The sequence below is a fragment of the Barnesiella sp. genome, assembly GCF_022723415.1.
GTDB classification, from domain to species: Bacteria; Bacteroidota; Bacteroidia; order Bacteroidales; family Barnesiellaceae; genus Barnesiella; species Barnesiella intestinihominis.
In genome coordinates, this window is sequence record NZ_JAIJHU010000012.1 from 1 (window position 1) to 14,130 (window position 14,130).

9 protein-coding genes are annotated in these 14,130 nt (G+C 40.1%); 2 read left to right on the forward strand and 7 right to left on the reverse strand.

Features of this window, described 5'->3' with window-relative positions; translation table 11 throughout:
- On the reverse strand, positions 1-1,115 hold a 1,115-nt coding region (locus QVD32_RS04030), incomplete at its 3' end, for a hypothetical protein (RefSeq protein WP_287710151.1).
- A gap of 487 nt (positions 1,116-1,602) precedes the next feature.
- Here QVD32_RS04030 and QVD32_RS04035 point away from each other — a divergent pair.
- A complete protein-coding gene (locus QVD32_RS04035) occupies positions 1,603-4,062 on the forward strand; it encodes a phosphodiester glycosidase family protein (RefSeq protein WP_021892148.1) in 2,460 nt (819 codons plus the stop codon).
- A gap of 167 nt (positions 4,063-4,229) precedes the next feature.
- Here QVD32_RS04035 and QVD32_RS04040 read toward each other — a convergent pair whose 3' ends face one another.
- The 6 genes from QVD32_RS04040 to QVD32_RS04065 form a co-directional block, all read right to left on the reverse strand.
- Positions 4,230-5,633, reverse strand: coding sequence for a sulfatase family protein (locus QVD32_RS04040; RefSeq protein WP_021892147.1), 1,404 nt, complete (start codon positions 5,631-5,633; stop codon positions 4,230-4,232).
- A 97-nt stretch (positions 5,634-5,730) separates the two neighbouring features.
- Positions 5,731-6,381, reverse strand: a complete 651-nt coding sequence (locus QVD32_RS04045; RefSeq protein ID WP_021892146.1) for an AlbA family DNA-binding domain-containing protein — start codon at positions 6,379-6,381, stop codon at positions 5,731-5,733.
- An 8-nt stretch (positions 6,382-6,389) separates the two neighbouring features.
- Positions 6,390-7,742, reverse strand: a complete 1,353-nt coding sequence (locus tag QVD32_RS04050; RefSeq protein WP_021892145.1) for an MATE family efflux transporter — start codon at positions 7,740-7,742, stop codon at positions 6,390-6,392.
- A 280-nt stretch (positions 7,743-8,022) separates the two neighbouring features.
- Positions 8,023-9,912 (reverse strand): fibronectin type III domain-containing protein, encoded by a 1,890-nt coding sequence (locus QVD32_RS04055; RefSeq protein WP_008860856.1) that lies wholly within the window; start codon positions 9,910-9,912, stop codon positions 8,023-8,025.
- 226 nt (positions 9,913-10,138) lie between these two features.
- Complete coding sequence (locus tag QVD32_RS04060; protein WP_118687453.1) at positions 10,139-11,515, reverse strand: tetratricopeptide repeat protein; 1,377 nt, start codon at positions 11,513-11,515, stop codon at positions 10,139-10,141.
- A gap of 295 nt (positions 11,516-11,810) precedes the next feature.
- Entirely contained in the window at positions 11,811-12,710 is a 900-nt protein-coding gene (locus tag QVD32_RS04065; RefSeq protein ID WP_046410248.1) for a glycosyltransferase family protein, read from the reverse strand.
- 328 nt (positions 12,711-13,038) lie between these two features.
- On the opposite strand from QVD32_RS04065, the gene QVD32_RS04070 reads away from it, so the two are divergent.
- Positions 13,039-13,629 carry an RNA polymerase sigma factor gene (locus QVD32_RS04070; protein WP_008860859.1) on the forward strand — a complete coding sequence of 197 codons (591 nt, stop codon included), beginning with the start codon at positions 13,039-13,041 and terminating at the stop codon, positions 13,627-13,629.
- Positions 13,630-14,130: the final 501 nt, after the last annotated feature.

Here is a 14,130-nt window from a genome sequence, read left to right on the forward strand (position 1 = left end):
TTATATTCATGAATATAAAACGGGTAAAATAAATTCCCGCTAAGTAACATATACTCGTCTAATGTCGGTATCAGTTGACCTACACCCACTCCTATCGTGACATGATATTTCGTATAATTTTCCCTACAAAGTTGGACATAAGGACCTAATTTCGCATCCGAATCAGGAACATTTCTCCACGGCGAGTCGGGAAAGTCTATTCTTATACCGAGGCATAAAAACAAAACTACGATAGAAACTATACCGTACTTTAAAACCGGTTTCCCTTTGACCCTCTCATATATCCACCTCATAGCATAGACGCTTATGAGAGAAACAAAAGGAATCAAATATAAATAATGTTTAGGCGCACACCCTGTATAACGAAACATAAAATGAATGAGAATAATAGGAATCAACGCTATCCCTATAATTCCAAACTTCTTTTCCCGGAAAAGGACAACCAAACCCATAGGGACAAAAACAAAATTGAGAATCGTATAAAACGTAAATACCGCAAACTTTACTTGCGAAGCGAAACTGTGTGTTTCATTCATACCGTTATAACCGGTCAATGCGGTTAAAGGGTTTGCCCGCAGCCCCCAATATCCAATCGTCACAAATAGAAGTATGAGAACAGCTAAAAATACCGATCTCGTTATACTCTCTTTTACACTCTTCCTTTGAAATAAAAAAATAAAAAATACCACTGGATAAACTATCAAGATATCTATCCTATATAAAGGAGCGATTACCATCAACACCATTGCCACATAAAACTTTCCATCTAATAACCTGTTTAGAGCGCAAACAAAAAACACAGCCGCAAAAATCGCCGAATTGGGATACATCGAAATGGCAAAAGACTCTGGAATAAGAAACAGAGAAAGCAAAATAAATATTTTTCTAAAAGATGTAATCCGATAAACGAAATTCACACTTTCCACGATAAATAGAGCCCCGCATATGGCAGACAGCAAACAATAGATTTGTTCACATGTCAAAAACGGAAATATATATTTGAATCCTACCACCGTATAGGTTACCAACGGTTGCATTTCATATAAATAAGAATATACTGGCGGGAATGTAAGTCCCTGATTATACATGATATTACACCCCGCAATAACATGCATACTATCTGATTCATAACATGTCAACGGGAAAATACCTATACATATCCATATAAAAAACAATACTAAAACAATAGGATAACTATTACGGGACACAAATTTCCAAAAAGAATCGAAGAAATATTTCCAATTACTATAAACCGACATAACTATACTATAAATTTAATAATTATAGCCCTATTCTATAATATTAAACAAATATATGAATCTCGTTATAATAATGGAAATTAAATAGTGTCAATTTTTTTACCACCACGGCTACTACAAGAAAAAATGAAGCGACAAAGCACTATTAAACAATATCTTATCCTAACACAAACTTTTCAAAGGAACGATAAAACGATCACCCACCAGAAAATCGACACAATAAATAATATTTAAATACAATATTTTAGAATAAACAGTATCTAAAATTCAAAAAAGTAGTATATCTTTGTTGTTATTAAAACTAATTTAGTTTTATCACAAGATCTTACTAATATTAAAACACATGAAAAAGAACCTTACGCTCTTCGTTTTTATAGTGATAGGAATTTTCTCCGTCACGGCCGCGGCTCCCAATTGGGGCGTAGCCGACACATTGGAACACTACGAAATAGGTCCCGGTATAGAGTATATCAAAATCAGATACGAATCGGTTCCCCTCACACTGTGGGCGACCACTATCGACATGACCAATCCTTACAATGTAATTGAACAAGTACAATCGAACAACTCCGTTCCTGATTTAAAACGGGAATTGGTACAAGACATGTCAAAGCGGCTAACCACCCCGGGGCATAAAGTATGCGCGGCCTTCAATCATGACTTTTTCAGTTATGACGAAGGCGTCTGTATCGGACTAAACATTAGCAACGGCGTCATCTCTATGCCAGCAGGTAGCGGAAGATCGACATTTGCTATTACCCAAGATAAAACGGCATCGGTCTTTTTTCCCGTTCCAGAGTGCAAAGCAATTTCGGCATCGGGTGACGAAGTGACAATCGACCATTTCAACTGGGGCGCAGAAACAATCCGCAACGGAGATTGCGTCCTGTTCACAAATATGAACTCGCTCAATCTGGATGCCGAGGGAAGATACATAAAAATACGCCCCCGATCCAATTGGATCGTGAATGGGACTCCCACGGTATGCGATGTACTCGAAGTCTCGGATTTACCCCTACAAACTTCCGACACCGATTTTGTTCTATACCTCCGTAATACAAAACTGAATTCACTCCCCGATATAAAAGTGGGCGAAGGAATAACCATCTCGCAAAAATTAGTTGCCGGAAAATTCGGAACACCACCAGACAATATCTTACAAGCATTCCACGGATACCCCAGCATAGCCTATGAAGGAAAACTCCACGACGGAGAATATAATGACTTTGAAAACGGACGGGAATATGAAACTTCTTGTCGCACAATGGCAGGCATGTCACAAGATGGAAAAACCGTCTATTTCGTAGCTACGGAATTATCGGAAAATAGTACCGGTATCAACTGTATCGACATCGCTAATTGGATGCTGGCTCATGGAGCTTGGAATGTAGTCAATTTCGATAGCGGTGGCTCCACCGCCATTGTCGTCGACCACACCATGCTGAACCTTCCGGGAAGAGGATCTTTACGCCCGGTTATGGACGGAGTTCTCCTTGTTTCAACTGCTCCCGAAGACAATGGCGTGGCCCATTATTCATTCTCAAAAACACAATTAAATGTACCGATAATTTCCCTTGCACCCCTCACCTTAATTTCTCAAAATAAATACAAAGATGTGATCGAACGCAACGTAGAAGTAGAAGGTTTCGCATTCCGATGTGAACCGGCCGAATTGGGTTGGGTGGACAAAGGAGCTGTTTTCCACGCCGGAGAAACGGTCATGTCTGGCAAAATTATAGCCGAGAAAAACGGAATCACGGCCGAACTTCCCGTTTCGACCCGTCCGGTACAAGACATACATATAGCAGCCGATGAAATTCTCATAGACAGTGTACGTCCCTACCGAATCAATTTAGAAGGAAACATCAACGGTCAAGTATATACGCTCGACCCGGCCGCTTTCGCATGGACCTCGTCCAATCCATCTTGCTGCCGTATAGAAAACGGTATCTTAAAAGGAATAGAAAACGGAGAAACGTCGCTCGTCGGGACACTCGACACAATTACCGTCGGCTTAAAGGTTATCGTCGAAGTAACTCCGGAGACTCTTGTACACGAAAATTTCTCCGATCTATCAGACTTTCCTCTATTCTCGACCGTATCTAACACGCTCTCAATTTCTCACGAAGAATTACCGACCGGCTGGCCAAATGGAGCCGTATTGCAGTTCGATCAAAAAACAGGAAGAAACCCTTATGTAGAAATGGGTAAAAGTTATCGTCTATATAGTTTACCCGACTCAATCTCCCTACAACTGAATTTGTCGAAAGAAGCACTGGCAGCCATCAAACATATCCGTTTTGATTTCACGCATAAAAACGGAAAGAGCTACTGGCAACCCGAATATATTCCATCGGACACGGGCGATCAAACCATCGCATGGGCTTTCTCCAAAAACGGCATAGCTTTTCCCACTGAGGATTTTCCTCTCACATTAGATAGAATACGGTTCGTGCTAAATCCGGGCAGCCGTTCTGAAATCACGATTCCCCTGCGGGAACTCAAAGCCTACTATCCAGTCAAAGCAAGTTCCGCGATAAATAATGTACATATTGAGAATAATTTTGCATGGATCACTGCCGAAGGAGAACTTCGCCTCCACTATAATTTGCAACAAACCGGTAGTGCCGATATTTCTATTTGGACCACCGCAGGACAGCAAATTTCCGAATATATCTCCAACCGAGAACTTCCGGGAACTTATACCTATAATATCCCAGACCGATTCCTTTCTCCCGGAATATATATATTGACAATCCGAGCAAACGGAAAAAACCAAAGTCTAAAATTCAGGGTAAAATAAGATTGTTTTTTATCGATAAGGGATATTTCCATTGGAAATATCCCTTATCATTTATCTCAATGAAATAAAATTTTAACTCATAACAAATCTACTCACAAACGAGAAACAGGCTCAAAATCAATAATAAAGAAACTTTCCCCTTTAAACAATAAACCACAACAGCAAATTTAGAACGGGTTATTGGGCTCGGCAAAATCGTAAAATGTTCCATAATTACCACGACGAGGAGCCCCCGGCATATCCGGATAAAAATTAGGACATTCCTCCACCTTAGCCTTCAATTTAGCATAAATGGTCTTAATTTCGTTACTACACGTATCTATATCAATAGGATGCTCTTCCATAAAATCTGTTTTTGTATTATAGAACCGGCCATCCCAATAATATTTCCACTCAGTGGTGCGTGCAGCACGAGACGCATAAGGAGCCGCAGCCACAGGCCATAATGGATTATAGTGCATCAAAGAAATTTCCTTTTCAAGAGGTTTTTCTCCAACGATTTCCGGGAAAAGACTCACCCCATCTAAACCATATTCTTCTGGTACTGCTATACGCATGGCATCGGCAAAAGTCAGGAAAAAATCAGTAAAATCGACCAATCGCTGGCTTTCCCTCGGCTCTAATTTATCTCCCCAGCATATAATCAACGGGACAGAAGTACCTATACCCCGAGGGTCTCCTTTACCGCCTCGACGCAAAGTACCATCGGCCATTTGTGAAACAATACGCGTAGAAGTCCCATTATCGGACGTAAAGATAAATATCGTATTTTCCCATTGTCCATTACGTTTCAACCGATCGATCATGCGCCCCACTTTCTTATCAAGATAAGCTACCATATCTTTGAAATTAGCCGTATCTTTCTGAAAACGACCTGCAAAATCCAAATCCCAACTCTCTGAATCGGGGGTAGGCGTGTGCGGCGTATGTACTAAGGGAGTAGAGTAATAAAGCAAAAATGGTTTATCTGAATCTTTCTGTTTATCCAAAAATTCAAAAGCGGCCGATTCGAAACCATCAGGGCCATAAATCGAATACTCATAATGACCGTGATTATCCATCATACAATTGGCATAACGATCTGTACCAGTCGGACCATTGAATTCTTTATATACTTCAAGTTGAAACAAACACCACTCGTCCCACCCCAACCGGGTCGGCATCTCACGTGAACTCCCCAACTGCCATTTACCAAACATACCAGTCGTATAACCAGCCTGCTGTGCCAACTGCGAGAAAGTAGGCTCATCGTCGTTCATATAGCCAAAACAAACATAATTTTTATCGTTATACAATCCAGTCATAAGCTGTACACGAGAAGGAGAACTAAGAGGTTGGGCATGCATATTCGGGAAAAACAACGACTTTTCAGCCAAAGAATCGATAATGTGTGTATCATACGACACACCACCCATACAGCCGAAACACTCGGCCCCGATATCATCTGCTAAAAACAAAACGATATTGGGACGTACCCCATTTTCAATCGAACCATTTTTGTCAGTACAACCACTACCGACAAGTGAAAGCATCGAAAGCCCTGTGATTTGAAGTTTTCTTGAATTGATCATAATAGTTTTGATATAAGATTAAGATTTCCACAAAGATAAAGTTTTTTTTACACTTCATCGTTTACACTAAAAATATCTTATCCTCATACACATCTATTTATCCCTCCCGAGATAATCGATAACAAAACCGGTGATGCTCGAAACAAATATCGAGAATTCCAAATCGTACAAACCGAGCAATATACTCTATCGCCAACCGATAAGAAATATGAGCCAACCGGCTATATTTACTAACTGTTATTTCTTGATGTTCCGCCAAATAATCAAGTAACAATTGTTCTCGTTCGGTATATTTCACAAGAGTTCCCTGAGCGCTGTTTTTCTGTCGCCACACAGCCAAATGCACAGGTGTTGCCAATATATTCTCGTCGGCAATACGCACATAAGCTAAATACTTTCCGGTTTCGTCCTGCACTTGCACGGGCTTTTGTTCGGCTTTCGGAATCTCTGCAACAAGCACCGTTTTACCGTCCACTTCATAAGTCTGCACACTTATCTCCACATTAGGCCGGCAATAAAGTTTGGCAGCAGCCTCTATCATATAAATCTCTTCTTCCGAACGCACCCCGGCTATTCGACCGTTGTCCTTCACACCTATCAATAAACGTCCTCCGTCCGTATTGGAAAAAGCAGACAAGGAACGGGCTATTTTTCGAGCATCGGAAATCTCGAATTTAAAATCCTGCTGCTGGTGTTCTCCTTCTGCGATAAGTTGTTGTAAATACACCTTGTCGGAATTCGGTCTCATGGTTTACTCTATTTTTTCATTAACTGTTGCAACCGATAACGAAATCGTAGCCAAAATAGAAATCCGGCCGTAAACAGCCCCGCAGGAAATGCGACCCACACGCCTACGACACCTCCGCCCCATGTAAACCCACACAAATAGCCCACAGGTAAAGCAACTATAAAATACGAGAAAAAGGCAATCCACATCATGGGCTTGACATCGGTCGTTCCTCGCAAAGCATTGGCAAAAGTAATCTGCAAAGCATCTCCGAACTGATAAACAATCAGCGAAAATATCAACGAAGAAACAACTATCATAACTTCATGGTCTTCTGTAAAGCTATATATAATGGGAGTCCTCACCAAATAGAAGAATAGACTGGCAACAATGGCAAGCGATAAAATAATTCCCATTCCCGAATTTACAGCTCTACGCAAATTGGGGAAATCCTTCTGCCCCATAAAATGGCTGACCCGCACAGCCAAAGCAGCACCCATACCATAATATACCATAAACCCGATAGTACTGACCGAAATCATTATTTGATGGGCCGCCAACGGAATGCTGCCCAGCCACCCTACCATAATAGCACTCAACGAAAAGGCCGCAGTTTCCATACCCATTTGCAAAGCGATAGGCCACCCCAAAGCATTGAGTTGTATAAAATCATTACGATTGAATCGAGAGCGTAAAATCGCCTCCCTATATACTTTATACCGTCGCGCAACAGCAACGACCCCGATAAAGCCCAACAGCATAACAATACGCGAGACCAATGTACTCACACCCGCCCCGAACAAGCCCCATTCGGGGAATCCGAAACTTCCGTAAATCAACAAATAATTCCCGAAAATATTCAATGCGTTTCCACCCAATAAAATCCACATCGGTGTACGAGTATCGGTCAACCCTTCCGCAAACTGCCGGAAGCCGTTAAACAGCATGATAAACAATAAAGAAATCAGTTGCAAAACAAAATACGGACGTATGTGAGGCAACAATTCCTCTGGCTGTCCCAACTTATCGACAAAGCAATAGACCGTATACATTACAGCAGTCAACAATACTGCAACCGATGCATTAGCAGCCAAAGCATTACGAAATACTCGTCCTATCCCTTGTGTGTTTCCCCCACCCTGCAACATACCGATTAGAGGAGTCAATCCATAAGAAAAACCGGTCGCAAAGATGATTGCCAGATTGAATACATTATTCACGAACGCAGCCGCAGCCAACTCCTCCGTACTATGATGCCCGATCATTATCGTATCGGCCAAACCCAATATAATCATACCCAACTGTCCTACGACAATCGGTAAACCTAGTCTTAGCAAAGAACTAACCTGCTGTTTATAAGGGAGTAATTGCATTGAGCTCATATCATACAATCTTACAAAAATTAAATGAAGTGCAAAGATAATGCAAGGCAAGAGAAAGACAAAGTGAACTTGTTTACTTTTCTTTCTCTTGCCTTGCATTGCCAATCTTGGACTTTTGTCAATCGCTCATGTAAATCGAATACAGAAACAACTTCTATTCATTTCTCAGAATGAAAATCGGTATCTATCCGACAAATAGATAGATACCGATTGATAGAAAGTTGTCATAACTGGATTATGCTTAACTGACTTGAATACCGACTTTCCGGTTCAAAGTCCCCTACAAACTCACTTTATAACAATGATCATTTATATATACAAGGTAAAATCCGTGTATCGGTAAATCCAGTTCATGTTTGCCTATTGTAATTTGTCTACTAAGTATCAACTTACCCTCGATAGTATATATTCGGACAAGAGCATCTCGGGCAACCCCTACATATAAGATTCCGTTATGAGCATAAACTTTATCAGAGTCTATACCATCAACATTTTCGATGGAGGAAGAGAGTCGTACGATTTGAGGTTCTGAATACTCCGAATATACGTTGGGTCCCCAAATTCCTTCTTCATCTAACGAATAGGACCAAGAAGCTACAGAATAAAGATATTCATCGCTTTCAGAACCCGTAAGGTCGGTAAAGGTGTACGAGGTGTTATCGATACCTTCCACTTCGAACGATGCCAATGCAGAAGTATAACTCTCTCCGGCTCTTAGAATTTGCTTTACGAAAATATCATCGATAAACATTTTATCCGTTCCCGAGAAAGTAACGGTAAAATGAGTTTGAGCCGACCCATTAGTAAAATCTACGGAAAAAGAATGCTCTCCCACGGTTTTCATCAGATACTCGCGATGTTCTTTTTCACCTTCACAATAACTATCCACATAGACAGTATCGCCAGCATGAATCGCATACACATTCAGTTGCACCGTGTATTTGCCATCGTTACGAGACAAATCAAATTCGGGAGACGTGATTTTTCCTTCCTCAAAATCACGGTAGTAATTATCGATACCTATCATTCCTTTAACCGTACAACCCATATTGACACCCCAACCGGGCACTTTGCTATATTTATTAAGGTCATAATCATAAAAGTAACCGGGCCATTCAAATGTTCCCTCCGTGATCGTTTCTAAATCCTCGTGCACCAGCGTGTATTCTTCATCGGATCGGGCTGTATGTTTCAAAAAGTGGCGCACGGCATATCCCATTGCACGCTCAACAGGATACCATCGAGCAGTATATCCTGTATCGGTTATATCGGTCGGATCGGCTAATTCGGGCACTGGCATAGTACGAATGGGGACATACACTTGTACCTCGTTCGATTCAACAGAAGTGTATTTGTCATTCTTGGCTTTTACCGTGAAGAAATAAGTTTTTCCTTTTTCCATACCGGTAACTTGACATTCACATTCCGTCGTTTCGATATTCTCTGCAATATATACACGGTGTGTTTTCTCTTCATCGGCATAATAATAAGCAGACGTAAGATAAGAGGTTGCCGACCACACGGCATCCCATCGAGCGGTAAAATGCTCGAATGTTACATCTTTGGGTGAGATCGCGTGGGGTGAGCAAATATCGTACACGTCTTGTATGATTTCAATATCGTCTATCAGCCACGAATCGTTGTATGCCCCGATTTGTACATAGGCCAAGCGACTCCCCATACCGAAATTGTGCTGAAAAGGGACTTCGATCGTTTGCCATTGGTCGGTGATGGTGCATTTCTCACTCGTATAGTAGTTGTTACTGTATTGATCTTGCAAATAAAGGATAAGCGAGTCCTTCGTTTGGGCAATCGAACGTGCTCGGAATCGCAGTATGAAGTTACCATCGTCCAAACGCACATCGGTATACGGCGTTTGAATCCACCCCTGTGTCTCCCCATATGTATAGTCATCATAAGAGAGTACAGCGCAAACTCCTCCGGCTTGATGAATACCTCGTCCTTTCCACTGTATGCCGTGCGTGAACTCCATAGGAATCATTGCATTTCCTGTCGAAAGTTCACTCTCGGCAGGCGTGGATTCGGTTCCTTCGGTAAAAGCCGAAAAATCTTCCGATAAAATAGCGAGTTGCTCGCCACGAGCAGCATAAGCCGAAACAATGTTGACACCTAAGAAGATAGTCAAACAGATTGATGTAATTTTTTTCATAAGCAATAATATGATTTTATAATTAGGAAGTGTTCTCTATAATAATGAAGAAATAAGTTTTAAACAAAAGTAACGCCGATAATTCTTTATTAAAAATAATCGACGTTACAATTAAGCCATTATATTGTATTGATAATCAGACATTTTCAAATAGAATATTACAAACAATATTTGTTAAACACTAACTATCAACAATTTACACATCAAATAGTTCCTACCGATATTTTTACATTAATTTACTTTTAATCCGACTTTTCTGAGTACGGATAGCATTTAGACTTACTCCTTTGCAAACAGCACATTCTTTGGTATTAAGTCCGCACTTGACCAAACAACATAAAACCGCCTCATCTTGCGTTAATTTAGTATGTTTTTTCAAAGCATCGATATATTCATTAAAAGCTTTGTGTATAGACTGCGAGACCATCTGTCGTTCATCAATACTCAATACCGATTCCGATTTCGCCTCGATCATCGATTTCATATTTTTGTATGCTTTGGTTCGCATGAAAGATAAAGCACATACATCACCCTTTTTATCGATGAGTGATTGTAGTTCTTTTCGCTCGTTATCGACCTGCCGGGCGACGACATTCGATTCGCCCATATTCCCCTTTATATTACCCTCATCGCACTCGTGAGCTGTTTCTATCTTTTGACGCAACGCCTCCACCTGAGCTTTCCACGCTTTATCTCTTGACCTTCTTTTTTGAATATACAGAAATAAGATAAGCAAAGCTCCAATAATAACTACGGCAATCCAACGATAATATCGAGTTTTCTCGGTATAAAGAATCTGCTCCAAATCATATTGATATTCTGTCTCTCCCATTGACTCGGTACGATTAATTTTTTCAATAGAATCATTAGCAAGATTCAATAAATTTACACATTCTTCATAGAGCGCACCGTTTTTTGTTTCGAGAGCAACTTCGCAAAGCTGCTTATAGCTATTGGCCCTTGTATAAATATTGGGGCTTAAACTTCCTTGCCGGCTATAATGATATGCAGAATCATACTGTCCAGATAATAAAAACATCTTACCTATGGCAGAATACGTTCGATATATCAAAGTACTATCCTTAGACAGAGAAATAGCTCTATACGCGTGCTTTGTAGCCTGTTCAAGATCTTTGAGTTCTCCGTAAACGACCGACAGATTGTTATGAGCGGCTGTCATTTCCAAAGTATCCGAAGCAGCTTCCGATAACGACAAAGCTTCTTTAATGTATCCGAGTGCACTGTCGGGACTGTTCTTATACAGATAATCTTTCCCTACTTCCCGTAAAGCTCGAGCCGTATATTTCGTCGAATCGTTCGCCATACATTCTTTTAAGGCGATAGTATGCTCTTCTAATGCTCTATTGTACAGATGATGCGTACGCAGTAAGTTTCCGAGACGCAAATGCAACGCAACCGATAGATCCGAATTCGGGCTAGTAAGGCTCAATGCCCGACGATATAAATATGCAGCCGAATCGGGTTGAAAAGATTCTATTTCAATCCCATAGTCATATAAGCGTATTGCCTTTTCTTGATATCGATCACTGTGGCAAGCAAAAAAACAAAACAAAATGACAATATAACATATACGGGAATTCATGAGTGCAACTGCTTGGTATAAGTAACAACAACGAAAATCTTAGCAAAGATAATTTTATCGGCCGGGAAAATTATAAAATGTGAATTAAAAACAGCAAAAAAGTACAATTTATACAAATAGGTAAAAAGGTGACAATAAATACCCCAGCAAACCTAAGGTACAAATCGACTATGCCCGAACTCTCCTCGACAAACGAAAACCACCATCTATCCAGCCGGATAAAATAACAAAAAAAGAGAGAGCCCGATTTTTACACGATAAGCTCTCTCCTTCAATTTCTATTTCATCAATTCTTTCAGAACAATTTCTCTGGGTATTCACCGGCAGCAATCAACGCATGAATTTTGTCGACAACCGACTGCCTGTCGGCAGCATAAGTTACCCCGAACCATTTCGACGGAGTATCGAGAACCGTTACAGAGGCCTTACCAGTTTGAATCAAATCATTTACCAATAAAGGTATAAAATACTCAGCTTTAATATTATCTGCATTCTCTTTCAAGAACTTAACGAAATACTCTTCGGAATATTTGAAATAATCGGGTGTGAATCCCCACATATTCATCGAAACAGGTGCATTGTCATCGATAGCAGTCCAAATATCCCCTTCTTTAAACATCACCTTGCCGTCGCGACGTTCTATCTGAGTACGTTCTACAACCGATGTAAGATGTTTCTCGGCATTGGTCTCGCACACGCCACGAGCAACAGAACCGCTCTCAGACAGCGTATTTCCCACACGATAACCCACCATACAATACTCGTTTTTCTTTCCTTCCAGACCTTTCAAATAATCGGCCAAAATAGCAAAACTTTCGCGACCGTAGAAATCATCGGCATTAATAACGGCAAATGGCTCTTTAATTACATCTTTACCCATCAACACGGCATGATTAGTTCCCCACGGTTTAGTACGTCCCTCGGGACACGTGAAGCCCTCCGGCAAATCGTCGATAGATTGGAATACCAATTCACAAGGAATATGACCTTCATATTTAGAAAGAATCTTATCCTTGAAATCTTGCTCGAAATCCTTACGAATTACGAAAACGACTTTACCGAATCCTCCGCGTAAAGCATCGAAAATCGAATAGTCCATAATCGTTTCACCGTTAGGACCAAGACCGTCGAGCTGTTTCAGTCCTCCATAACGACTACCCATACCGGCAGCCAATACAAAAAGAGTTGGTTTCATAGCAGTTACTTATTTTTAGTTTTCCATGAATTGCAAAAGTAATTATTTTTTATGATAAAAATCAGCAATACACCTTCAACTTTCACCCAAGTGTTCCTAAAACAAATATTATCTACCTGTTAAACCCCAACGCTCAATAAAGAGAATCCATTTTGTTCACGAGAATAATGTTAAAAATGGAACGATAGGTCGAAAAAAATTCCTTTTTACTTTCTGATTTGAAAAAAAACATCTTTATTTGCAACGAATAATAATTATCGAATCACTCTAAATAAAGATTGCCTATCGACAAAACATTACGCTTGAATCAAAAAAAAGAGAGGTAGTAATGAACGATTTATTCGATCGCACCGACGAAGAACTGGTTGCGTTGTATGCCGAAGGTAATAATGGAGCTTTTGATGTTTTGCTTAAACGACATCAGGTCCGTACTTTCAACTACATTTATTATATTGTAAAAGACAAAGAATTGGCGAATGACATCTTTCAGGAAACTTTTGTCAAGGCTATCATGACTATCAAGCAAGGACGCTATACCGAAAACGGTAAGTTCCCTGCATGGATTTCCCGAATCGCCCATAATCTCATTATCGATTTTTTCCGACAGGAAAAAGCCGATAATTATGTTATCACCGATAATGAAAACATGGATATCTTTAATCGCAAAGAATTGAGCGAAGGAACCGTCGAAGATACAATTGTACAAAACCAGATCGAAGCCGATGTTCGCAAACTTATCAAGGCCCTTCCACACAGCCAGAGGGAAGTACTTGTCATGCGTTATTACAAAAACATGAGCTTCAAAGAAATTGCAGACCATACCAAAGTCAGTATTAACACAGCCTTAGGGCGGATGCGCTATGCCATTCTCAACCTGAGAAAAATGGCCGAGGAAAACAACATCGTACTGACATTATAAAAAAACAAGCAGGTACAGATAATAATTACAAGGCTACCGACGTTTATAATACATAAACATCAATTTTTATTAGCCTATGAAAAAAATCTCTACCTCTAAAAACACAACGAGAGTACAAAACGCAAAAGTATTACAACCAACGGCCTCGACAATCGATTTTATTAGGCAATTTGCCAGAGTATATTCATTCGATTCCCGATTGCCGGCCTCGTTAGGAGGATTGGTAAATAACTAAAAAGAAAAGGGGAGCAGATAATCTGCTCCCCTTTTCTTTTCTACTCTATTAACCTCAGTAAGAAAACTTTCCCGTAACCACTCCTTTTTTCTCCTCTTTTCTTTCTTTATATAATACTATAATTTTTTATAAAAAAAAGAATGTAAGTTTTCTTTTTTATCTTATAATATTAGTATATTAGCACTGCGATTTTCTTTATTTCTCATTACTCATAAAGCCCTAAACAACTGAATATCATGTAACAAAAACCATATTTAACACGATTA

Coding starts and splice junctions, on each gene's coding strand:
- QVD32_RS04035 (WP_021892148.1), top strand. CDS start 1,603: ATGAAAAAGAACCTTACGCTCTTCGTTTTTATAGTGATAGGAATTTTC.
- QVD32_RS04040 (WP_021892147.1), bottom strand. CDS start 5,633: ATGATCAATTCAAGAAAACTTCAAATCACAGGGCTTTCGATGCTTTCA.
- QVD32_RS04045 (WP_021892146.1), bottom strand. CDS start 6,381: ATGAGACCGAATTCCGACAAGGTGTATTTACAACAACTTATCGCAGAA.
- QVD32_RS04050 (WP_021892145.1), bottom strand. CDS start 7,742: ATGAGCTCAATGCAATTACTCCCTTATAAACAGCAGGTTAGTTCTTTG.
- QVD32_RS04055 (WP_008860856.1), bottom strand. CDS start 9,912: ATGAAAAAAATTACATCAATCTGTTTGACTATCTTCTTAGGTGTCAAC.
- QVD32_RS04060 (WP_118687453.1), bottom strand. CDS start 11,515: ATGAATTCCCGTATATGTTATATTGTCATTTTGTTTTGTTTTTTTGCT.
- QVD32_RS04065 (WP_046410248.1), bottom strand. CDS start 12,710: ATGAAACCAACTCTTTTTGTATTGGCTGCCGGTATGGGTAGTCGTTAT.
- QVD32_RS04070 (WP_008860859.1), top strand. CDS start 13,039: ATGAACGATTTATTCGATCGCACCGACGAAGAACTGGTTGCGTTGTAT.